Below are 22,232 nucleotides of genomic sequence, written 5' to 3'. Positions count from 1 at the left end.
AGAGCGGGCGCCCCCCCGCGAGATTCAGCAGCCCGGTTCCACCAGCTCGATCTTGTCCGGCTGGTTGGGCACGACGCAGATGAACTCGAAGGGCTCGGGACCCAACGAATCGTAGGAGTGAGGCACGCCGGCCGGGATGTAGACCACGTCGTCCCGGTTCACCTCGATCACCTCTCCTCCGATGGTGACCCGCGCTCGCCCTCGCAGGACGTACTGCTCGTGCTCGACGGCGTTGGTGTGGAGCGGCATGCCGCCGCCCGGCTCCATGATGAAGCGCCGCATGGCGAAGTTCGGTCCCTGATCCGCACCGATCAGAACCTGCATCGACGTGCCGGAGCCCGCTTTCACCGCTTGGGCCTCGATGTCGCTGGCGTGCTTGTGACTCATGGTTCCTCGCAGGGCTGACTGGCGGGTGCGGAACTCGATCGGCGGCGCGGCCGGAGCCGACCCGTCAATCTGGGTCGGTCCGGCCGCGCGGGGAAGTCAGGGGGAAGCGCGCTGCCCGGAGGGGGCCCGCGCCGGCGACCGTCTACATGGGCTCGTCGGCGGAGGGACCGTACATGCCCGGCACGTGCAGGTCGTTCAGCCGCAGATACACGCCGAGCTGCGCGCGGTGGTGGATCATGTGGTTGAAGACGAAGCTTCGCAGCACCGCGACCTTGGGCATCGTCATGTAGACCTTGTCGCCGTCGCGCATGGTCCAGTTGCCCATGAGCGTCTCGTCCGAGGCGCCGGCCAGGCAGGCTCGCGCGCCCGCCAGGGCCTTGTCCAGCCGTTCGATCGCCTCGGCGCGCGTGGCCGGCATGAACGGTTGATAGTCGAAGGTGGCGAAGTCGAGTTCGTCCATGTCGATGGTGGCATTCGTCCACTCCGGCAACTCGGCCAGGTGACCGACCAGGCGTTGCATGGTCATCGACTTCTGGTGGGGCGCGTACTCGGGGATGGTCTCCGGGACGTGCTCCAGCATCCGTCGCAGCTGCGCGAACTCGTGGTCGAACTCGGGAAGGATGGATTCTGCAATCATGCGCCTTTGTCCTGGGTGAAGGTTCGTAGAGAGACGTTCTGGAGATTCACGACGGTTGCCGGCGGTGCCAGACGAGCGCGGGAAGTGCGTCGGCTTGCCGTTCGAACATGATGTCGATCAGGCGTACGGCATTGCCGTAGGAGCGTGTGGACGGGTCCAGCAGCAGGGCCTGCAGCAGGCGGTCGCGGGAGCGCTCCTCGTAGGCCTGCACGAGCAGGTGATTGATCGAGCACTGCGTTCGCAGCAGCGCCAGCGCCGCCTCGGGCAGCGCCTCGACCGGGAGCGTGCGCAAGCCGGCTGCATCCACCTGGGCGGGAAGCTCCACCACCGCATCGTCCGGGAGCCCTGGCAGCGCGCCGCGGTTGGGTACGTTCACGGCGGCGAGATCGTGTGGCACGCCGGCCGCCAGGCCCTCGATGATGGGGATGGCCAACTCACCGGAGGGCCGGGGGTCGTCCACGGTGGGGCCCCGGTGGGGGCTGGGCTTCAGACGACCCTCACGGGCGGGATGGAACAGGGGCGTGTCGGTGGGACGGTCCCGGAGGTTGTAGATCCACGGTGGGACGCGGTCCGACTCCCAGGGGTCGCCGTCCGCCGGGTCGTGGAAGAACTGCATGTCCTGGCTCGGCAGCAGGTCGCCTGCCCAGGCCAGGTACTCACCGATGTGGTTGGCGCCCGGTGACGGCCAAAGTCCGTAGGTGCGGAGCAGGATGCGGGAGAGGGCGATCTCGTCGAAGTCGTGCAACCAGTGCGCCCGGGCTTCGCGCTCCCGAAGCTCGGGATAGAGATCCGCTCCCGTCTCCCGGTCCCGGATGGAGGTGAACCACGTGAAGTGGTTGAGTCCCGCCGAGTGGATCTCCAGCGAGTGGACGGGGCGCTCCAACAGCGCGGCGACCTGCTCCATGCCGGCGAAGACGCCGTGACAGAGGCCGATCACCCGCACAGGACCGAGGCGGGTTTGCGCCTCACACAGCTTGGTCAGCGGATTCGTGTAGTTCAGCAGCACGGCGTCCGGACACAACCGGCCCATGCCCTCCACCACCTCGAGGGACGGCGGCATGTTGCGCAGTGCGTGGAAAAGCCCGCCTGGGCCACCGTTCTCCCCGTAGATCTGCTGAAACCCGAGACTGCGGGGAATGTGGAAGTCCTGCGACCAGTAGAAGTAGCGGCGGCGCTCCACGGCCATGATCACGAAATCGGCGTCGGAGAGCGCCTCCTGCAGGTCCGTCGTGGCATGGAAGTGCACGGGCCGCGAGCGGGCCTGCGCCAACGCCGCTGCGAAGGCGCGGGTGGCCTCCACCGCGCCGGCGTCGAGGTCCATCAGGGTCACCGACGGCTCCTGGGCGCACAGCGCATCGCTCAGCAGGATGTCTGTGACGGTGGCGGGTCCGAACTCCCTGCTGCCCGCACCGATGAGGACGAGATGAAGGCTCATGACTCCGCGGCTGTGGACGACGCTTCGCGTGACGCGAGCCGGAGCGTCAGCGCTCCGGCCACGAGGGAGAGCGCTCCGACCGCGGCTCCGGCGAGCGTCCGCCCGGTGACAACGTATCCGATTCCCAGCAGGGCGGAATAGAGGAACGCTGTGCTCAGGAAGAAGCCCAGCCACCGTGCGGAGGATCCTCCATCCACCGAGACCCCCGGGGCGCTCCTGGCCACAGGCCCCCACCAACCGGCTGGGCGCACGCGACGATAGAAGGCATCGAGCCGCGCGGGGTCGTCGGGTGGCGTCAGGAGGGCGACGGTCATCCACAGCACGGTGGAGACGAGCACGATGCCGGTGGCGCGGATGAAGTCGTACTCGCTGCCGTACACGAGAAGCAGGTTCGTTTCCCACCCACCGGGAAGCAGGCCGGCAGCCGCGAGCCCCCGGGCGATCAGGCCACCGTTGGCGAGCACCAGCGATGCGACCATGGCCGCGATCTCCGCCCAGGCGTTGACTCTCCACCAGTACCAACGCAGCAACCAGACGAACGCCACTCCGGCGGTCAGCTCGATCACGTAGATCCAGGCGCGCTGGATGGAGGTCATCTGCCAGGCACTCACGGCGGCCACCACGGCCAGCAGAAGGACCGCGACCCGGGAGGCGCGCACATAGTGCGACTCAGACGCGTCCCGGCGGAGGAAGCGTCGGTACACATCGTTGACGAGGTAGGACGCCCCCCAACAGAGGTGGGTGTCCATGGTGCTCATGAACGCGGCCAGAAAGGCGGCGACGACCAGGCCGCGCAGCCCCACCGGCATGAGCTCGCCGATCATCATCGGGTAGGCGAGCTCGGGGTCGGCCACCAGGGTGGGCGCTGCGCTCGCAGCGGGCAGCACCAACAGCGAGCCCAGTCCCACCACCACCCAGGGCCAGGTCATCAGGACGATGCCCGCGAGGGCGAACCACAGGGCGGCCAGCAGCGATTGCCGCTCGTTCTTCGTGGCGAAGAGCCGTTGGGCCACGTAGCCGTCGCCCTGCCCGCTCCGCACCCAGAGGAACAGGATCAGGCAGAGGAACGACGCCAGCTCCAGTGAGCCCATGTGCGAGCTGTGCGGCATCAGGTCCAGCGCCGCGGGAGGAGCGTCGGCCAGCCCCCGCACTCCGTTCGCCAGCCCCCGCGGCCCACCCACGCGTGCCAGGACCAGTACTGCCAGGATCAGAGACCCGATCATCCCCACCACGAATTGGAGAAGGTCGGTGGCCACCACGCCCCATAGCCCCGATGCGGCCGTGTAGCTGAGTGCGATCAACCCGGCGACGACCAGCGTGACCACGGGATCCCAGCCCAGGAGCACCTGGCTGAACTTCACCATGGCCAACATCACCCACCCCATGACCACCGCGTTCTTCAGCACGCCCTGGTAGATGGCGGAGAAGCCGCGTAGCAGGGCGGCCGGCCGCCCCGAGTAGCGCAGCTCGATGAACTCGGCGTCGGTGAGGATCCCGGCGCGGCGCCACAGCTTGGCGTAGAAGAAGACGAGAAAGAGGACGCCCGTGCCCTCGTACCACCACAGCCAGTTGGCGACGATGCCGCGCTCGCGCACGATCCCGGCGGTGGCCAGCGGCGCATCGGCAGCGAACCAGGTGGCCGCGATCGAGGTGCCCGCCAGCCACCAGGGCAGCCGGCGTCCGGCCACGAAGTAGTCCTCCACGCTCGCCCCGGCCCGACTGGCAAAGATCCAACCGATCACCAGGACCACCAGGCCGTAGGCCGCGATGACCACGAAGTCCGGACCGGTCAGCTGCACGGCCCGGACCTCGATGGCTGCGAGGTCGCGCCGTCAGCGCGACCCGAACGAAAGCAGATTGGCGAGGATGCGGTAGGCACCGGGCACAGCGTAGGGGGTCTGCCGGTGCAGAGCCAGGGCAACGTAGGTGTAGTGCCCGCGGCCGAGCGGGGCGGTGAGCCATACGCCCCCTTGGGGAGCCTGTCCGTGATCGTGGGTCTCGACGAGCGCCGTGAACTCGGGTCCCCACCGGGAGAAGAACTTGGACCCGCGCTGCTCCACCCAGCCCTCGAAGTCGTCGACGCCGATGCGGTTGGGGGCGTTGAGCAGCGGATGCTCGGGGGCCAGCAGCTCCACCGGTGCGTCTTCTTCGGAGACCTCCTCCGCGTTGTCGGGCAACTCTGCCGCGTAGGGAGCCAGGCTCGCCGCGTCGAACTCTGGCGTTTGGTAGAGCACGACGAGATGCCCACCGGCCTCCACGTACTCCAACAGACGCGCGTTCTCTCGGGCCAGGGTAGGGCGCACAGCATAGGCGCGCGTTCCCACGACGATCGCGTCGAAGCGGTCGAGAGGTGCCTCCGCCAGCGCGGCGTCGTCGAGGACGGCGACCCGCGCTCCCAACGCCATGATCGCGTCCGGGATCTGATCGCCGACCCCCTCCACGTAGCCGACCTCGAGGGCGGGCGCGATGCGGGCGTCCACCCGCAGCACCCTGCTCCGGGCGGGCACGTGGAGCGATCTTGGTTCGAGATCGCGGTGCACGATGCGCTGTTCCTCCGCCGCGTAGATGGAACCGCCGATCTGCGCCACGGCTTCGATGTGCTCCGTGGCGGGCCCACCGGGCGCCGGCTCCACCTGGAACTCGCTGATCTGACGCTCGCCGGCGGCATCCAGAGCGAATGCCACCGACGCCGGTTGCACGCTCCACCCGGCCGGTATGGTCAGCGACAGCGTTCCGGCCACCGGCATGCCGGTGGTTTGCTCCACCTCGGCAGAAACGCGGAAGGCGCCCGCGGACGACGGCAGAAGGAGATGGACGGCGGGCTTCAGCCGCACCGACACCGGAGGCACCACCTGGAGGCGCCGCTGCTCTACGCCGTAGGGCAAGGCGGGCTCTTCACCGCGAACGGGAGCGCCCACACGCACGGTCTCCCCGTGCACCGCGAACGACGCCACCACCCGGAGGGGCAGCTCCGACCAGGGGAGGTGCAAGGCGGACGAGTCCCGCACGCTGTAGTGGGTGTCGCCCAGGCCGTCGCGGGCGAAGTAGGCGCCGGAGGGCTGCGCATCGGCGGCGACGCGCACGCTCCAGGCCTGTGGAGCCGAGGCCTCGTCGCGCACCATCCATCCGGAGGGCGCCTCCAGTGTGAGCCTCACGTCCGTGAGGTAGCGTGGGTAGGCGGACGCGAAGCGAGCCTGCACGCGAAAGGACTGGCCCGGCGCCAAGCGGTGCACGGCGCCGCCTTCGTCCGTGGCCAGGGCCGTAACGGTCACGCCCAACGCGAGACGCAGCGCGGTCTGGGCTTCGAGGATCTTCCGCTCGAGCACGCGCCGCGCTTCCGGTGCCTCCGTGGCTGCTGTGTGTGCTTCGCGCAGGGCCGCCAGGGCCTCGGCGAGGGGCTCGACCGCACCCAGGCCGCTGTCCAACTCGACGCGCCCGCTGGCCCGTTCGATCGACCGTTGCGCGCGGGCCAGGGCGGCGTGGGCCGCGCGCGGCGCCTCTTCCGCAGTTTGTGTGAACAGTCCGGAGAGGGACGTGTCCAGACCCGCGAAGAACGTGGAGTCGGGTTGCGCGTCTGCGCGGCTGCCTCCGTCGTCCAGTCGCTCATAGCGATACACGACCGGACCCTCGCTCGTGCGCCGCCGCCCTGCGGTTTGCGATCGCTGCAGGGAGAGGCCCTCGGACCCCACGTCCAGAAACGATCGCCCCAGCAGATCGAACGATCGGTTCACGTCGATCTCGACATGCGTGAGCTCACCCTCGCGCACGCCGCCGCGGTAGAGCCGTTCGACGCGCCAGGGGCGGAGGCCCTCCTCGGCGATCTGATCGGGGAAGCGATCCGGGTCAGCGGCGGCGGCGACCGCGAGCGGAGTGAGCACGCCGGCCGCGTGATGATGCCCGTGTCCGTCACGCTCCGATCCGTGCCAGCGCGAGACCACCACGCGGGGGCGTTCGCTGCGCAACACACGCACGAGATCGCCCAACACCGCCTCCTGATCCCACGAGCGCAGGGCCTCGTCCAGCGTCTTGGAGTAGCCGTAGTCGACCGCGTTGGTGAAGTACTGGGCGGAGAGCCCATACCAGCGCCCGGCCAACAGCAGTTCCTCCGTGCGTACCAGGCCGAGCGCGTCGAAGAGCTCCGGCCCCAGCGCGTTGGCACCCGCCTCGCCACGGTTCAGCGTCAGCAGCGTGGTGCGTACGCCCCGGCCGCGCGCCAGGAGGGTCAGCAATCCCGCCTGCTCATCGTCCGGATGGGCGGTGGTATGCAGGAGCGACGCCGTCGTGGAAAGCCGGAGCAGTGCCTGACGGAGACCCGGAGTGCCGCGATCGAAGGGGAGCGTCGCGACCGCGTCGGCTTCGAGGGTTGGGGACTGGGCCCGAGAGGGGGCCGGCACCATCGCCGCGCCGACGATCGAGAGGCCGGTGACGAGGCGGTGGCGAGGGCGACCCACCCAGACACGAACCTTCACCGCTGCTCCGCCTCCGGTCTGCCGCGCATCACGTCAACGTGCTAGAAGAGTCTGAACTGGACGCGCAGCAGGCGCCCGGGGCGGGGCAGGCCGCATTGATCGTACAGCGCGGTATCCGTGAGGTTGTCGACGCCGACGCGCGCCTCCACGCGACTCATGAGACGGCTGCCCGTCGAGGAGGGCAGCGCCCACGAACGTCCCACGTCGACGTTCCACCAGGCACCACCAGCCAGCTCCACGTCAGCGCCGGTGTCCGGATGCTGGCAGAACTGCGTACCGGTGTAGCGCAGTGCGGTTGTGGCGGAGACCCCGGAGAAGAGGGGGAAGCGCGCCTGCACGCTGCCTGACACCTCCGGCAGATTCTCGGGTTGGCTGGACACGTCGACGGTGTCGAAGAGCTGCACGGACTGCAGTGTCAGGTCGCCGCTGAGAGTGAGACCCCCGAACGACTGCGTGAGCAGGAGCTCGGCCCCCGTGCTTTCCAGTCGATCGGAGTTGACACGCTTGCGCAGGCGGCTGGGGAGCGTGATGCGGCGGATGGCATCACTGAGGCGGTGATGGAAGCCCACCACCTGCAGGTCGCCTCCGCCCAGCCGGGTGGTCACCCCTCCTTCGAAGGCCACCAGATGCTCGGGCTGGAGATCCGGGTTGGGCTCGAAGCGATTGAGGGCCTCCGAGTAGGTCTCGCGCAGGGCGGGGAAGCGACCCCGCCTGCTGGCGCCCATGTGCAGCAGGGTGCGTCCGTCGTTCACGACGGCGGACAGCCCCGCGCGTGCTCCCCAGTCGTCGAGCGTACCCAGGGAGGGCAGGCCCCCGGTCTCGGGGGTCTTCCCCTGGTCGAACGCGCCGCCGACGCTGAAGCGTAGTGCTTCGATGGCTCCGTCCGAGGCGTCGACGAGCTTCCAGATGGTCTCGACGCCCAGGCTTGTGAGTTGCTGTCTGTACTCGCGTAGCTCGCCGTCGGTGGTGGCGTCGTGGTTGATGTCGGCATAGGTGAAAGCCGCGCGCAGGTCCCCGAAGCGCCCCAGCGTGTGGTCACCCAGCATGCGTACCGTCAGCGTGCGCGCATCGCCTTCCTCCGTGCCGATCACCTCGTCGTAGGCGCGGGTCGCGAACGACTCGATCTCCGTGCGGCCCAGATCGAGCCCGAGGCTCACCTCGAGGTCGCCTCGGCCCCAGGGGGTCGCGCGATCTCCGGTTCCCCCCGACGCGGCCACGATGGCGCGCGTGATGTCCGGGTAGCGCCAAAGCCGTGGCTCTTCGACGTCCAACTCGCCGGCGATGCCGCGCTCGGCCTTGAACCCGGACCCGGAGAGCGAGAACCAGCGGCCGCCGTCACCCTGGAAGCGCAGAGCGCCGAAGCCGTTGAACTCGCTGAAATCGGTATTGAGCCGCAGCGACTCCTCCGTGGGCACCGGCTCGCGCACTCCCTGGGGCAGCGTCGCGCCGGGGGAGTCCCGCAGCCCGAAGCCGCCGCGCAGCAGCCAGCGTCCGCTGGTGCTTTCGAAGGGACGGGCGCCGGTGACCGACGTGCCGTAACCGCCCACTTCGTCGATCCCGCCAGAGACCTGCAGGGAGGCATGCTCCGGAAAGGAGGTACCGTGGCCCACGCTCATCTGCACCACTCCACCCAGGACGTTGGGCCCGTGCAGCATGGAGGACAGCCCCCGCACCAGGCTGATCTCGGTGGTGGCTCCGGCGGGAAGCACCGACACGTCGGTGCGTGCGTCCCAACCGAGCGTGAGCGGCACCCCGTCGAGGAGTACCGCGACCTGACGTGACTCGGACCCCCGCACCGAGATCTCGGCTTCGCCTCGCGAGTTGGTACGGACGTGAACACTGGGAAGCTCCCTCAGCACGTCCTCGACGGTGGGGGAGACCGCCAGCGACATCGAGTCCATGTGGATCTCGTAGGCGCTCGCGCCCCCCACCGTGGTGACGGGGCGGGTGGCGACCACGCGGAGCTCGTCGAGCCGGTAGACGGTGGTGTCCGCGCGCGTAGAATCGGGGCGATCCTGGGCCGCGGCCGCCGTTGCCGAGAGCGCCAGCGTGAGGGTCACCAGCTGGAGCGGGCGCACCGTGGGGAATTCCAAGACCGGCCCTCCGGGCGGGGCGGACGTTGCCGTGAACGGGGCGTGCTGCTACACCAGCGTGGAGAGGCAGGTCCGAGTCGGCAAGGAGGAACGGGGAGCGCATGAAGGCCGGGGCAAAACGACTGCGCCGGGGGGTACTCTGGATCCCGATGACGCTGCTGACTGCCTGCGCCGGGCACGGTGCGTCGGCGGGCGGGCCCGCGCCGCGCGACGGCGTGGTCGAGGTGTCGCTCCTCCACCTCAACGACGTCTACGAGATGACACCCATCGAGGGTGGGGCGGCCGGCGGGTTGGCGCGCGTGGCCACTGTGCGGGATCGGCTGGCCGCTGCGGATGCGCCTCTTCTCGTGACCTTCGGGGGCGATCTCCTGAGCCCCTCCGCGATGGGCACCGCCCGAGTGGACGGCGCGCGCCTGAACGGTACGCAGATGGTGGCCGTCATGAATGCGTTGGGCCTCGACGTCGCGGTGTTGGGCAACCACGAGTTCGATATTGGCGAGGTGGACTTCCGCGCCCGGGTCTCCGAATCGCGTTTCCAGTGGCTGGCTACCAACGTCACCGACTCGGCGGGGCGGCCTTTCGAAGGGGTCCGGCCCTGGGTCTTCCGGACCGTGGGGGACAGCGACGGTGACACCGTGCGCATCGCCTTCGTGGGCGCGGTCCTGGGTTCAGGGGCTCCCGCCTGGGTGCGCGTGGCCGATCCCCTGCCCAGCCTGCGGGATGCGGCAGCGATCGTCGCCGATTCCGCGGATGCAGTGGTGGCGCTCACGCACCTCAACGTCGCGACCGACCGAGCGCTCCTCGAGGGCACGGCTGACGTCGATCTGGTGTTGGGAGGCCACGAACACGAGGCGATGGTCGTGGCGGTGGGCGATCGCCTCATCGTGAAGGCGGACGCCAACGCTGTTTCCGCCGCGCACGTCCGCATCCCCGTGGCGCAGGGCCGGGCCGGTGTGGCGGTCGCCGAGATCCTCCCGATCACCGATGCGCTCGCGGAGGACCCTGCCGTCGCCGCGGAGGTCGCGTCCTGGGTGGAGCGCGCGTTTCAGGGATTCCGGGCCGACGGCTTCCAGCCGGAACAGGTGATCGCGCGGATCCCGTCGGACCTGGACGGGCGTGAGGCCGAAGTGCTGTTGCGTCCGACGGGTCTCACGCGCTTGATCGCCGACGCGTTCGCCGCCGAGGACGCGGACGCGGATGCCGTGCTCTACAACGCGGGCTCCATCCGCTTCGACGACGTGCTGCGGGCCGGACCGGTCACCGAGTACGATCTCATTCGGGTGCTGCCCTTCGGAGGGGTCAGCTACAGCGTGGACCTGAGGGGCGACGTGCTGGAGCGAGCGCTGGACCAGGGCGCGCAGAATCGTGGCACCGGGGGGTTCCTGCAGACTGCGGGTGTGGAGGGGGCCAGCGGAGCCTGGCGGGTCGCAGGAGCGCCGCTCGATCCGGGGCGGACCTACCGGGTGGTGTTGCCCGACTACCTGCTGACCGGCCGCGAACGGGGACTCGGCTTCCTCGCAGCCGACCAGGAGGGGGTGAGCGTGCAGGCAGAGCATCCGGACATGCGCCTCTCGGTGAAGGCCGAGCTGACCCGTCGGTTTCCCCCGGCCGGGAGGTAGCTCTCCGAGCCCTCCCCAGGGGCCCCATGCCGGCGCCCGAGAGCACCGTGCTGACCGACTGACAAGTGTGTTTGTCAGCATGACAAGTCCACATTACGTTCGGGGATCTACTTCAGCCCCGGACGCCGATGGACTCCCTCCCCTTCGATCCCCGAGTGCGGGACCGGCGCGAAACGCTCGGTCTCTCGCAGGTCGAGCTCGCGGGGCAGGTCGGGATCAGCCGTCAGGCGCTGGGGGCCATCGAGGCCGGTCGTCAGGTACCCTCCACCCTGGTGGCCCTGCGTCTGGGCCGGGTTCTCGGCTGCCGCGTGGAGGACCTCTTTCGGCTGGACCCGCCGGCGGGGCTACGGGTCCGCCTGCCGGAGGTTTCCGTCGGTTCCCTGCCAGCGAGGGCCGGCGGTTCCGTCCGCCTGGCCCTGGGGTGGGTGGATGGGCGCTGGGTCGGCCACCCGCTCGGCTCGGACGGTGCCGAGGCCGCCGACGCGCTGGTCACCGGGTGGGACGGGCGCGCCGCTCTGCTTCCGGTTGAGCCGCTGGTGGACCCGGGCCGGGCGGAGACGAATCTGCTGGTGGCGGGATGCGCACCGGCCCTGGGCGGCCTGGCCCAGCGGACCGGTCTCCGCTTCCCCGACGCGCGAATGACCTGGCTTCCTGCCAACAGCGCGCGCGCGCTCGAGCTGCTGGCCGACGGTCTGGTCCACGTGGCGGGCGTTCACCATGCCCGCGACAGCCAGGAGACGTTGGAATGGGTGGCCACCCACCTGCCGGGCCGGTCCTTCACGCTGGTGACCCTGGCCGGATGGCGGCAAGGCATCCTCACCCGGGCCGGCAACCCGTTGGGCATCGAGGGGGCGGAGGACCTTGCTCGCCCGGGTATGCGGCTGGCGCTGCGGGAGCCTGGAGCGGGCGCCAGCGAGTTGCTGAGTCGGGCGCTCGCGGCCGCGGGAGCCCGGCGGGCCGCTGCGCCTGGGGACGTGCAGGCGGGCGGGCACATGGAGGTGGCCGCTCTGGTCGCTGCCGGTGCGGCCGACGCAGGCATCGCCATCGAGAATGCCGCGTTCGCCCAGGGACTCGCGTTCCGCCCTCTTTCGGAGGAGCGCTTCGACCTGGTGATCCCCACGGAAGCGCTTGCCGCCCGTCCCACCGAGCGGCTCCTGGACCTGCTTGCCGACGCCGCCGTCCGGCGTGAGCTGGCCGCCTTGGCGGGATATGACAGCGAAGTGACCGGCGAGCGACGGGACTCCATCGACGCTGGGCGGTCTTCGTGAAGCGCGCTTCGACCCTGGCGCTGCTCATGGCGCTGGCAGCGTGCGGGGGTGGGCGTCCACCAGCCAAGGTGCTCACGGTGTTTGCGGCCTCCTCCTTGACCGACGCCATGCAGGGCGTCGCGTCGGGGTTCGAGCGCGACCATCCCGGGACCCGCGTGGCCCTCAGCTTCGCGGGGAGCCAGGTGCTGCGCGTGCAGATCGAGCAGGGCGCACCCGCCGACGTGTATGCGTCGGCGGACCCGCAACACCTGCAGGCGCTGGCCGAGGCGGGCCTGGTGGTGGAACCGACGGTGTTCGCCCACAACGCGCTGGTGCTGGTGGTGCCGGAGACGAACCCTGCGGGCATCGAGTCGTTCGAACAGCTTCCGCGTGCGGAACGGGTGGTGCTCGGGGCGCCCGAGGCCCCGGTGGGAGCGTACACACGCGTCCTGCTCGAACGGGCCGCCGACGAGCTGGGTGCCTCGTTCACGCGCTCGGTCCTGGACCATGTGGTCTCCGAGGAGAGCAACGTGAGACTGGTGCTGGCCAAGGTCGAGCTGGGCGAAGCGGACGCCGCCATCGTGTATCGAACCGATGCGGCCGCCGGGCGACGCGTACGGTGGATCCCGTTGCCGGCCGCGCTCGCGCAGCGCCTGGACTACGGGGCCGGCGTGGTGAGAGAAAGCAGCCACGCCGATCTGGCCTCTGTATTCGTCCGCTACCTCCGCTCCCCGGAGGCCAGCGCCCTGCTGCTGGACCTGGGCTTCGAGGTGGATTGAGCATGTCCCGTGCGCGCCCGGGGCAGGTGCTCCGTCTGGGAGGGGCGGGTGGGTGGCCCGGTCATCTGTTGGCCGGAATGCTTCTATTCTGTCTTGCCCTTCCGGTGGTCGCCCTGCTGGCATCCTCCTCGCGGGAGGCCTTGACCGCCGGCCTGCGCGATCCGCGGGTGCTGCCGGCGCTGCTGCTCAGCCTGCGTTCCACGTTCGTCAGCCTCGCGCTCGTCCTGCTCACCGGGACGCCGCTCGCCTGGTGGCTGGCCCGTTCTCCCGGCCGGCTCCGCGGCCTGCTGGAACCGTGGGTGCAGCTCCCCATCGTGCTCCCACCGGCGGTGATGGGGGTGGCGCTGCTCGATGCCTTCGGCCGCAACGGCGTGCTGGGCCCCTGGCTGTCCGCGCTGGGCCTGCAGATCCCGTTCACCACCACGGCGGTGGTGCTGGCACAGGTGATCGTGTCGGCACCCTTCTACGTGCAGTCGGCAGCGGCCGCCTTCGGCGAGGTGGACGACGATCTGCTCATGGTGGCGCGTACCTTGGGTGCCTCGCCGACCCGCGCCTTCCTGCGGGTGGCGGTGCCCGTGGCGCTCCCGGGGCTCGTGAGCGGAGCCGCGCTCTGCTGGGCGCGGGCGGTGGGTGAGTTCGGGGCCACGCTTCTCTTCGCGGGCAGCCTGCCCGGCCGTACGCAGACCCTGCCGCTGGCCATCTTCGCAGCCCTGGAAGCAGATCTGGACACGGCGCGCGCGATCGCGCTCATCCTGGCCGTCCTGGCCGTGGGTGTGCTGATGGTGATGCGCCTGCTGCCGCGCCGAGGGTCGCGACTACGCCCCCGCGTGGGAGGCGTGTCGTGAGCGTGGGCTGGGAGGTGGCGCTGGAGGGGCGCCTGGGCCGGCTGAGCCTCGATCTCCGGTTCCAGACCGGCGGGGCGCCGGTGGCGATCGTCGGCCCCAACGGTGCGGGGAAGACGACGTTGCTGCGAGTGCTGGCCGGAGCACGTGTCCCGGTGCGCGGCGTCATCCGCGTCGACGGCCGGACGCTGCTCGACAGCGCGGCGGGAATCGACATCCTGCCCGAGCAGCGGCGGATCGCGTATCTCCCCCAGGGCTACGCGTTGTTCCCCCATCTGAATGCGCTCGACAACGTGGCGTTCGGCGTGGCAGCCAGCTCACGCGCGAACCGTCGGCGCGAGGCGCGCCGGTTGCTCGCGGAACTGTCCGCCGAGCACCTCGCGGAGCGGACGCCGGAGCGTCTTTCCGGTGGAGAACAACAGCGGGTGGCGCTGGCGCGTGCGCTGGCGACGGGACCCCTCGCCCTGCTGCTGGACGAGCCGCTGGCCGCGCTCGACCCCACCTCGCGACGGAGTACCCGAGCCTTCCTGGCGGAGTACCTGAGCGCTCGTCGGCGCCCGGCACTCGTCGTCACGCACGAGCTGCGTGACGTGATCGCGCTGGGCGGCCGGGCCATCGTGATCATGGACGGACGCGTCGTGCAGGTGGGGACGGTGGCGGAGCTGGCTGCGGACCCGGCCAACGACTTCGTTGCCGAGTTCTTCCAGGCGGTGGAGGTGGCGCAGCGCTGAGGCACTGCCCACTCACGGCGACGCAGCAGCGTCTCGAGGATCGAGCAGTGCGGTGGTGACTCTGCGCTCCCTCTGCTTGCAGGTGACGCCTGCCCGCCCCACGATTCCAGCCGGAGGTGGAGCGTATGCGCCTGACAGTGTTGGGCTGTGTGTGGTTGGGAACGGCGTTGCCGCTGGCCGCCCAGGTCAGCTTGACCGGTGTGGTCGTCGACGCGCGCACCGACCTGCCCATCGAAGGTGCAGCGTTGACCCTGCTGGGCACCGACCGTCAGCTCGTCACCACCGCGGACGGGGCCTTCCGCTTCACCGGTCTTCCCGCCGGCGACCTCATCCTCCGCACCCGACGGCTGGGGTACGCCGACCGGGCGGATACGCTGTCGGTCGGGGACGGTGAGACGCTGGATCTGCGGGTCCCCCTCAGCGTGCGTGCCATCGATCTGGCACCGATCGTGGTGGTCGCTCGCGGGCGGGAGCGCGACCCGGCGCGCGCCTTCCGGCTCGACGGGATGGACCGCGCGGCCATCGAGGCCGTACTCCCTCGTGCGCACACCATGCAGGATCTCATCCGCCAGGCCAACGTGCCCGGACTGGAGCTCTACGAGCTGCAACAACCCGGGGAGAGCGCGTCGCTGTGCATCGAGCTGCGACGTGCACGCCGCGACCTGAGGAACACGGGCTGCAACTCCGTTTCGGTCTACATCGACGGCCGGCGTGCCATCAACCCCACCTCGGCGTTGGTGGACCTTTCCCCCGAGGTCATCGAGCGCTGGGAGATCGTCGACCCCATCGATGCCCGCGTCCTCTACGGTACGGACGGGGACCGCGGTGTGCTCGCCATCGAGACGCGCATCCCCGTGGACGGAGACCGAGCGGCGCCGCGGGTGGCTCGCGATCTGGCCCGGTTCCGCGTGGTGATCGCGGCGGTGGGTGGCGCACCGGCCACCGTGCACGATGGCCGCGCGCTCACCTTCGGCACGGGCAACGGCGACGCTCAGTACACGGAGCGGACCGCCTGGCGGCCCGGCGTGCTGGTGGCGGTGCAGGCGCGCGTCGCCGGGTGGCTCCCAGACCTTTCGCTGGGCGCCTACGCCTTCTCGGGAGGGTCGGAGGCGCGCTACGGAGGCACCGGAGCCGCCGGCACCTTCACGACATCCCTGTCCACACAGGGCGTGGACCTCACGCTCCGCCCTCTGCTGCACCGGAGTCTCCTGTGGGATCTGTACCTGGAGGCTGGGGCTTCGCTGGCGCGTGAGGAGCTGACGTTGGAGGATCCCACTCCTCCCGGTGCGGGACCTGAGGTGGTCGAGATCCTGGCGACGCATCTGGAGCGGAGCTGGACCACGCTGGGCGTGGCGGTGGGGATGCACCTCGAGCGCCAGATCAGCCCGGCCTGGAGCGTGTTGGCCGGGGGCCGAATGCGGTTGCTGACGGGTGGCAAGGCCGACGACGCGCTGGAGCCCCGCGATGGATCCGCGCCTGCTCCACTGCGCTTGCCGATGGCGGACGAGCGTCATGCGCGCACCACCGTGGAGGTGGGGCTGGTGCGCCGGCTGGGGCGGTAGGAGCGGATCGGCGCACCTGCGCTCGCACGCGTCGGCACGTCCGCGGTGTCCTTTGCGACGCGCTAGCGCACCACGTCCGCTGGATCGAGCACGGGCACGCGCACGATGATCTGGCCCGACCGCGCGAACGCGAACAACACCTCGACGGTGTCCCCCGCGGCGGGAACGGCGGCCAACTCCTCCAGCATGCCGTGCAGTGCGCCCGGGCGGAGCTCCACAGTAGCGCGGGGCGGAATCACGAGTGCGTCCAGGCGTTGCATGCGCATCACGCCGTCGGAGGAGGTCATCTCGTGAAGGGAGCCCGTGCGGGCGAAGGGCGCCACGATGCCGCGCAGCGTGTCGGGCAGCGACCCTGGGTTGCTCACCGTTGCGTACACCGACATCTGGTTCTGCCCCAATGGATCGGCCGCTCGCGCGGCCGACACCTCAACGTCGGCGTTGGCGCGCCAATCCAGTCCCAGCAGAGCGCGCACGCCCGACGCGATCACGTCGGGATCAAGTGCGTCGGGCGGGTATCCGAAACGTCCCAGACGGTCTGGCGTGAACACGTAGAGCAGTCCCGGGTGCGCTACCTCGTACGGCCCCTCCTCGGGATAGTCCTGTGGCGGACGGCGGAAGCCCAATTGCCCCAGGATCGCGTCCAGCTCGTCGAAGGTGGGGCTCAGCCCCACGAAGGTCGGGTCCATGGCTCCCAGCCAGCTCCGCAACTGCTCCGGAGGGTCGCGCGGCGGATCCACCCCGATGAAGACGCTCAGCACCTGTTCCCGCTCCGCCGGCTCCAGGCGCTGCAGCGCCCGCGCCAGAGTGGCCATGGTGATCGGGCAGATGTCCGGGCAGTGCGTGTACCCGAAATAGACGAAGGTGACCTTGCCTCGCGCGGCTTCCCTCAGGTCGAACAGCGTACCGTGCTGATCGGGGAGCCGCGCCATGGGCAGGCGATAGGGTTGCAGGAACACCTCACCGCGCAGGGACCCGAGCAGCGCAGGGAGTGGGTCCTCGGCCGCGGACGAGCACGCCGCGGCCAGGAGAGCGGCGCCGAGCACCGGCACCCGGAGGCAGGGGCCGACCCTCACACGCCCTGGCGCACGTATTTGCGGATGGCACCCGCGGCGCGCTCGATCTCTTCCATGGAGTTGTAGAAGTGCGGCGCGAAGCGGATGCCCGGACGATCGGCTCCCGGTCGATTCGAGCACACGATGCCCTCGCTCTCCAGTGCGTCGGTCAGTCGACGGGGATCGAGGCCGGCCGGGTCGAACGACACCACCGCGGCGCGCCGGGTGGCATCGGTGGAGGTCCACAACCTCACGCCGTCGATCGCTGCGAGGGCCTCCACGAGCGCAGAGGTGAGTTCACGGCTGCGCTCTTCGATGCGCCCCTGTCCGATCTCTCCGAGGAAGTCCATCTGCTCGCCCAGCGCGTGGATGGCGGGCTCGTCCCTCTGGCCCATCCCCTCGTGTGTGCGCGACAAACCCGTCTCGCCGACATACGCGCTGTAGAGGCTGGGCCAGAAGCGGCCCTGCACCCGCGGGTTGACGTACAACAGGCCGGTCTCCTTGGGGCCACAGGGCCACTTGTGCGCGGAACCGGAATAGAAGTCGGGGTCGACGTCGGAGAGATCCACGTCCAGGAGCCCGAACGACTGCGCGCCATCCACCAGACTGAGAGCGCCGTGCTCGCGGGCCAGCGCGCACAGCTCCTTCGCCGGGAAGAGGTCCCCGGCGGTGTTGGTCAGGTGCGTGAAGGCCAGCACGCGGGTGCGCGGCGTGAGCGCGCGGGCGAAGGCGTCCAGGTAGTAGTCGGCACCGGGGTGGGGGTTGACCTGCTCGACCACCTTGACCGTGTATCCGAAGCGCTTGGCTTTCTCTCTCCAGGCCTGGTGGTTGCTCGGATGGTTGTCGCCGAAGATCAGCACCTCGTCGCCCGCGCCCAGGTCCAGGCCGTTGGAGACCCAGTTGTTGGCCTCGCTGGTGTTGCGGGTGATCAGGATGTGCTCGGGAGCCACGCGCAGGTGGCGGGCCACCTTGGCACGGGAGCCCTCCTTCACGCCGTGCATCTCGGTGCGGAAGCTGGGAAGCGGATCCGTGTCCATGCGCTCGGTGAGCTGGTACACGTTCTCGAGCGTCGAGCGGGGCGAGGGGCACAGGTTGGCCGCATTGAGCACCGCCAGCTCGGGCGGCATCAGGAAACGAGCCCGCACGTCTTCCCAGAGGCCCGCGGCACTGCGGAGGCTGAGTGCTCCCAGCGGCGCCGGTCTCGCCAGATCCAGGCCCGAGCGTCCCAGGAACGCGGCGGATCCGCCGAGGGCGAACAGGCGGGCGAACTGACGACGATCGAGCGACGAGGACATGGGACGCTCCGGACGGAGGAAGGCGGGCAGGCCGCTGGCGCTAGCGTAGACCGGCGGCCCACCCGCGGGCAAGCGGGCTACGGCCCCACGTGCACGACGCAGCGCCGCAGCGAGCCCCGCGTTCTGTGCTCCCAGACGTAGACGCCTTGCCAGGTCCCCAGGGCCAGGCGCCCACCCAGGACCGGGATCGAGAGCGTGGTGGCGGTCAGCGCGGCCTTGATGTGGGACGGCATGTCGTCCGGTCCTTCCGTCGTGTGGGTGAAGGCGGGGTCGCTCTCCGGCACCAGACGGTCGAGCCAGCCCTCCAGATCGTGGCGGGCGGACGGATCGGCGTTCTCCTGGATCGTCAGGCTGGCGGAGGTGTGCTGGATCATCACCGTGCACAGGCCGTCCCGGACGCCGGCCTCCACCACGCACGCCTGCACCTGGCGGGTGATCTCGTGGAGGCCCTTCCCCCGGGTGGGCACCTCGATACGGGTGGTCACGCCCCCACGTTCGAGCGGGCGCCCGGCCGGGGTCAAGCAGCGGGGAGGTTGCGCGCGGGGATGCCGATGGCCGGTGGGGGCTGTAGGATCGAACCGATTCCCTCGCCCTTCCGTCAGGAGACCGTGATGGTTCCGCGCCACCTCGCCTCGTCGCTCTGGGGGTTCTTCCTGCTTGCCGCGTCGGTCGTCGCGACCGGCTGCTCCGGGCCTGGTGACGGGGGGACCGCTTTGCGCTTCAGCGTGACGCTCCCGGCTACCCTCGCGGACGCGCCACTGGACGGGCGGCTCTTGCTGCTCATCTCGGCGGACACCACCGCGGAGCCGCGCTTCCAGGTCAGCGATGCGGTCACCACCGCGCAGGTCTTCGGAGTCGACGTGGAGGGGTGGGCACCGGGCGAGGAGCGAGTGGTCGATGGGGCGGTGTTCGGCTACCCGGTCGCCGCGCTGGGCGACCTTCCTCCCGGCACCTATCGCGTCCAGGCGCTGCTCAACCAGTACCAGACCTACCAGCGGGGGGACGGCCATGTGGTCAAGCTCCCCCCGGACCGGGGCGAGGGGCAGCAATGGGCCCGCAAGCCGGGCAACCTGTACTCCACTCCGATGGAGATGCGCATCGATCCGGGGGTGGCCGCGACGCTACGCGTCGAGCTCTCACAGGTGATCCCCACGATCCCGGATCCGCCGGAGACCCCCTTCGTCAAGCATGTGAAGATCCGCAGCGAGCGCCTGTCGGCGTTCTGGGGCACCGACACCTATCTCGGCGCCCACGTGTTGCTCCCGGCCGGCTTCGACGAGCATCCGAATGCGCGCTACCCGCTGGCGGTCTTCCACGGGCACTTTCCGTATGACTTCGGAGGATGGCGAGAGTCACCACCGGACATGAGCACGCCGTGCGAGTACAGCGCTCGCTTTCGGTTGGACTGCTACAACCACGTGGCGGATTCGGCCGCGTGGGAGCTGTATCAGGACTGGAACGCGCCCGGCTTCCCACGGATGCTGGTGGTCGAAATCCAGCACGCCAATCCATACTACGACGATTCCTACGCGGTGAACTCCGCCAACCTGGGACCGTACGGCGACGCCATCCAATACGAGCTGATTCCCGAGATCGAGCGCCGCTTCCGTGGTCTGGGCGAGGGATGGTCGCGCTTCACCTACGGCGGTTCGACCGGCGGGTGGGAAGCCATGGCGGTGCAGGTCTTCTATCCAGAGGAGTACAACGGGGCCTTCATCGCCTGTCCCGACCCGATCGACTTCAGGGCCTACACGGTGGTGAATCTCTACGAGGACGAGAACGCCTACTTCGCGGAAGGCCCCTTCAAGCGAACCCCGCGGCCGGGCGCGCGCGACTGGTTGGGCCACGTCACCATGACGCTGGAACAGGTGAACCATCGCGAGCTCGCGTTGGCCACGCACGGGCGCTCCGGCGATCAATGGGATATCTGGCAGGCGGTCTACTCGCCCGTCGGTGAAGACGGCTATCCCAAACCGATCTGGGACAAGCGCACCGGCGTCATCGACCGGGCGGTGGCCGAGTACTGGAAGGAGAACTACGACCTCTCCTACATCCTGCAGCGGGACTGGGCCACCCTCGGACCCAAGGTGCAGGGCAAGCTGCACATCTACGCAGGCGACATGGACAATCTCTACCTGAACAACGCCGTCTACCTCACGGAGGAGTTTCTGGAGTCCACCAGCAACCCCTTCTATGCGGGGGAGGTGGACTATGGAGACCGCGCCGAGCACTGCTGGAACGGCGATCACACGCGCGCCAACGGGTACAGCCGGCTGCGCTACATCCAGATGTTCGCGCCGCGCATCGTCGAGCGGATGCAGCGCAGCGCACCCCCGGGTGCCGACCTCAGAAGCTGGCGCTATTGATGGAAACGCCAACCCGCTCCGGAGACCGATCGATGTCCACGCCGCACGTCCGTCGCCTTCCGCTCGTGGTGCTGGGCCTGCTGGTGGCCTGCGGCGGGCGGGAGATGGAAGAGGCGGAGCCCTGGTCCTTGGACACGCAGGCCGTTTCCGGCGCCTTGGCGGCCATTCATCCCGAGGCGATCGAAACCCACATCCGGGTGCTGGCCCACGACAGTCTGGCCGGGCGCGCGCCGGGAACGGCGGGGTACGAAGGTGCGTCCCGCTATGTGGAGGGTAGGCTGCGGGATCTCGGGCTCGCGCCGGCGGGGGTGGACGGGAGCTACCGCCAGCCGGTCCAGCTCCAGGAGAGCCTGGTGGACGAGGCGGCGAGCGGCCTCACGGTGCTGGGAGAGGGGCGTAGCGTTTCTCTGGTCTACGGGCTGGACTACTACTTGAGCCCCGATCCGGATCGGCCTCAGGTGGACGTGGAGGCTCCGGTGGTGTTCGTGGGGTACGGCGTCTCCGCTCCGGCTTTCGGCTACGACGACTATGCGAACATCGACGTCTCCGGGAAGGTCGTTGCCTTCCTCTCCGGTGCTCCGCCGTCACTCCCGAGCAACCCGCGCGCCTACTACTCCTCTGGTGCGGTCAAGCGCGACGAAGCGGTGTCACGTGGGGCGGTCGGGATGCTGAGCTTCAACGCGCCGGACGACCCGCGCTTCCGCTGGGACGTCAACGTGGCGCGCGCCAAGCGGGGCGGGTTCGCCTGGTTGGAACCAGGCGTGGAGGCGAGACCTGGAGCAGCGGCTCTACGAGGGTCGGCGAGCCTCAACCACTCGGCCGTGGACCGGTTGTTCTCGGGGACGCCCAAAGCGCTCGCCCAGGTCTTCGCCGACGCGGCCGCCAGCGTTCCACAGGCGTTCGACCTTCCGTCCCGCGTGCGCATGACCACCACCACGCGTCACCGGCGGGTGGACAGCCACAACCTGGTGGCCCGCCTGGAGGGGAGCGACCCGGCGCTGTCGAACGAGCACGTGGTCTACGTCGCCCATATCGACCACTTCGGCGTGGGCGTACCCGTGGAGGGGGACTCGATCTACAACGGAGCGCACGACAACGCGTCGGGAGCGTCGATCGTTCTCGAGATCGCGCGGGCCTTCACCGCATTGCCCGAACCTCCGCGACGGTCGGTCCTGTTCCTGTTCGTGACGGCCGAGGAATGGGGGCTGCTGGGATCGGACTACTTCGTGAATCACCCGACCGTGCCGCCGGAAAGCCTGGTGGCGAACTTCTCGCTCGACATGCCCTTCCTTTTCCATCCCCTCAAGGACATCGTCCCCTACGGTGCCGATCACTCGACGCTGTCGGAGGACGTGAGCGCTGCTGCCGAGCGCTTGGGATTGGGCATCGGCCCCGACCCCATTCCCGAACAGGTGCTCTTCATCCGGAGCGACCACTTCAGCTTCATCCGGCGGGGCATTCCCGCCCTCTTCATCAAGAGTGGCTTCGAGACCGGGGACGATCGGGACGGCGCCGCCATCAATGCCGACTGGCGCCGCGACATCTATCACACCCCCCGGGACGAGGCCGACCAGGGCTTCGACTTCGGCGCCGGCGTGACCCATGCCCAGGTCAACTTCCTCACCGGCTACCGCGTGGCCCAGCGTGCGGCCCGGCCCGCTTGGAAGGAAGGCGACTTCTTCGGAGGGCTCTTCGGACGAGCGCCCGTGTTCTGACCC

General features: G+C 69.7%; 17 protein-coding genes. 8 read left to right on the top strand and 9 right to left on the bottom strand.

Features of this window, described 5'->3' with window-relative positions; translation table 11 throughout:
• Nucleotides 1-24 precede the first annotated feature (24 nt).
• The 6 genes from R3E10_08955 to R3E10_08930 form a co-directional block, all read right to left on the bottom strand.
• A complete protein-coding gene (locus R3E10_08955) occupies nucleotides 25-387 on the bottom strand; it encodes a cupin domain-containing protein (protein ID MEZ4415873.1) in 363 nt (120 codons plus the stop codon).
• Nucleotides 388-529: 142 nt separating this feature from the next.
• Entirely contained in the window at nucleotides 530-1,024 is a 495-nt protein-coding gene (locus tag R3E10_08950) for a DinB family protein (GenBank protein MEZ4415872.1), read from the bottom strand.
• Nucleotides 1,025-1,070: 46 nt separating this feature from the next.
• Entirely contained in the window at nucleotides 1,071-2,459 is a 1,389-nt protein-coding gene (locus R3E10_08945) for an alpha-galactosidase (GenBank protein ID MEZ4415871.1), read from the bottom strand.
• Complete coding sequence (locus R3E10_08940) at nucleotides 2,456-4,258, bottom strand: sodium:solute symporter family protein (protein MEZ4415870.1); 1,803 nt, start codon at nucleotides 4,256-4,258, stop codon at nucleotides 2,456-2,458. The genes R3E10_08945 and R3E10_08940 overlap by 4 nt, the downstream gene beginning before the upstream one ends.
• A gap of 33 nt (nucleotides 4,259-4,291) precedes the next feature.
• Entirely contained in the window at nucleotides 4,292-6,928 is a 2,637-nt protein-coding gene (locus R3E10_08935; protein MEZ4415869.1) for a PIG-L family deacetylase, read from the bottom strand.
• Between the two features lie 41 nt (nucleotides 6,929-6,969).
• On the bottom strand, nucleotides 6,970-9,021 hold the full coding sequence (locus tag R3E10_08930; protein MEZ4415868.1) for a TonB-dependent receptor: 2,052 nt from the start codon (nucleotides 9,019-9,021) through the stop codon (nucleotides 6,970-6,972).
• A 149-nt stretch (nucleotides 9,022-9,170) separates the two neighbouring features.
• Between R3E10_08930 and R3E10_08925 the strand changes: the two genes are divergently transcribed.
• The 6 genes from R3E10_08925 (at nucleotide 9,171) to R3E10_08900 (ending at nucleotide 15,801) form a co-directional block, all read left to right on the top strand.
• The gene (locus R3E10_08925) at nucleotides 9,171-10,640 is read left to right on the top strand and encodes a bifunctional metallophosphatase/5'-nucleotidase (GenBank protein MEZ4415867.1); all 1,470 of its coding nucleotides are present in this window, start codon (nucleotides 9,171-9,173) and stop codon (nucleotides 10,638-10,640) included.
• Nucleotides 10,641-10,768: 128 nt separating this feature from the next.
• Nucleotides 10,769-11,908: a substrate-binding domain-containing protein gene (locus tag R3E10_08920; protein ID MEZ4415866.1), complete on the top strand. Its 1,140-nt coding sequence runs from the start codon at nucleotides 10,769-10,771 to the stop codon at nucleotides 11,906-11,908.
• Nucleotides 11,905-12,666 carry a molybdate ABC transporter substrate-binding protein gene (gene modA, locus R3E10_08915; GenBank protein ID MEZ4415865.1) on the top strand — a complete coding sequence of 254 codons (762 nt, stop codon included), beginning with the start codon at nucleotides 11,905-11,907 and terminating at the stop codon, nucleotides 12,664-12,666. The genes R3E10_08920 and modA overlap by 4 nt, the downstream gene beginning before the upstream one ends.
• Nucleotides 12,667-12,668: 2 nt before the next feature.
• Nucleotides 12,669-13,511, top strand: coding sequence for a molybdate ABC transporter permease subunit (gene modB, locus R3E10_08910; protein MEZ4415864.1), 843 nt, complete (start codon nucleotides 12,669-12,671; stop codon nucleotides 13,509-13,511).
• Entirely contained in the window at nucleotides 13,508-14,239 is a 732-nt protein-coding gene (locus R3E10_08905) for an ATP-binding cassette domain-containing protein (protein ID MEZ4415863.1), read from the top strand. The genes modB and R3E10_08905 overlap by 4 nt, the downstream gene beginning before the upstream one ends.
• A 125-nt stretch (nucleotides 14,240-14,364) precedes the next feature.
• The gene (locus tag R3E10_08900; protein ID MEZ4415862.1) at nucleotides 14,365-15,801 is read left to right on the top strand and encodes a carboxypeptidase regulatory-like domain-containing protein; all 1,437 of its coding nucleotides are present in this window, start codon (nucleotides 14,365-14,367) and stop codon (nucleotides 15,799-15,801) included.
• Nucleotides 15,802-15,863: 62 nt separating this feature from the next.
• Here the strand turns inward: R3E10_08900 and R3E10_08895 are convergent, their stop codons facing one another.
• From R3E10_08895 to R3E10_08885, 3 genes are all read right to left on the bottom strand, one after another.
• Nucleotides 15,864-16,844: an SCO family protein gene (locus tag R3E10_08895; protein MEZ4415861.1), complete on the bottom strand. Its 981-nt coding sequence runs from the start codon at nucleotides 16,842-16,844 to the stop codon at nucleotides 15,864-15,866.
• Between the two features lie 26 nt (nucleotides 16,845-16,870).
• Nucleotides 16,871-18,148 (bottom strand): aminotransferase class V-fold PLP-dependent enzyme, encoded by a 1,278-nt coding sequence (locus R3E10_08890; protein ID MEZ4415860.1) that lies wholly within the window; start codon nucleotides 18,146-18,148, stop codon nucleotides 16,871-16,873.
• A gap of 77 nt (nucleotides 18,149-18,225) precedes the next feature.
• Nucleotides 18,226-18,633, bottom strand: coding sequence for a secondary thiamine-phosphate synthase enzyme YjbQ (locus tag R3E10_08885; GenBank protein ID MEZ4415859.1), 408 nt, complete (start codon nucleotides 18,631-18,633; stop codon nucleotides 18,226-18,228).
• Between the two features lie 126 nt (nucleotides 18,634-18,759).
• Here R3E10_08885 and R3E10_08880 point away from each other — a divergent pair, with 126 nt between their 5' ends.
• Nucleotides 18,760-20,514 carry a hypothetical protein gene (locus R3E10_08880; protein MEZ4415858.1) on the top strand — a complete coding sequence of 585 codons (1,755 nt, stop codon included), beginning with the start codon at nucleotides 18,760-18,762 and terminating at the stop codon, nucleotides 20,512-20,514.
• Nucleotides 20,515-20,546: 32 nt separating this feature from the next.
• Nucleotides 20,547-22,229 carry a M28 family metallopeptidase gene (locus tag R3E10_08875; GenBank protein ID MEZ4415857.1) on the top strand — a complete coding sequence of 561 codons (1,683 nt, stop codon included), beginning with the start codon at nucleotides 20,547-20,549 and terminating at the stop codon, nucleotides 22,227-22,229.
• Nucleotides 22,230-22,232 lie beyond the last annotated feature (3 nt).

It is taken from the genome of Gemmatimonadota bacterium (assembly GCA_041390105.1).
Lineage (GTDB): Bacteria > Gemmatimonadota > Gemmatimonadetes > Longimicrobiales > Gaopeijiaceae > JAGQIF01.
The sequence above is the reverse complement of the archived record's forward strand: the minus strand, read 5'-3'. Positions and strand labels throughout refer to the sequence as shown.

Bases quoted from the DNA above. Each gene is read 5' to 3' on its own strand.
- R3E10_08955 (MEZ4415873.1), bottom strand. From the start codon at position 387: ATGAGTCACAAGCACGCCAGCGACATCGAGGCCCAAGCGGTGAAAGCG.
- R3E10_08950 (MEZ4415872.1), bottom strand. From the start codon at position 1,024: ATGATTGCAGAATCCATCCTTCCCGAGTTCGACCACGAGTTCGCGCAG.
- R3E10_08945 (MEZ4415871.1), bottom strand. From the start codon at position 2,459: ATGAGCCTTCATCTCGTCCTCATCGGTGCGGGCAGCAGGGAGTTCGGA.
- R3E10_08925 (MEZ4415867.1), top strand. From the start codon at position 9,171: ATGACGCTGCTGACTGCCTGCGCCGGGCACGGTGCGTCGGCGGGCGGG.
- R3E10_08920 (MEZ4415866.1), top strand. From the start codon at position 10,769: ATGGACTCCCTCCCCTTCGATCCCCGAGTGCGGGACCGGCGCGAAACG.
- modB (MEZ4415864.1), top strand. From the start codon at position 12,669: ATGTCCCGTGCGCGCCCGGGGCAGGTGCTCCGTCTGGGAGGGGCGGGT.
- R3E10_08900 (MEZ4415862.1), top strand. From the start codon at position 14,365: ATGCGCCTGACAGTGTTGGGCTGTGTGTGGTTGGGAACGGCGTTGCCG.
- R3E10_08890 (MEZ4415860.1), bottom strand. From the start codon at position 18,148: ATGTCCTCGTCGCTCGATCGTCGTCAGTTCGCCCGCCTGTTCGCCCTC.
- R3E10_08880 (MEZ4415858.1), top strand. From the start codon at position 18,760: ATGGTTCCGCGCCACCTCGCCTCGTCGCTCTGGGGGTTCTTCCTGCTT.
- R3E10_08875 (MEZ4415857.1), top strand. From the start codon at position 20,547: ATGTCCACGCCGCACGTCCGTCGCCTTCCGCTCGTGGTGCTGGGCCTG.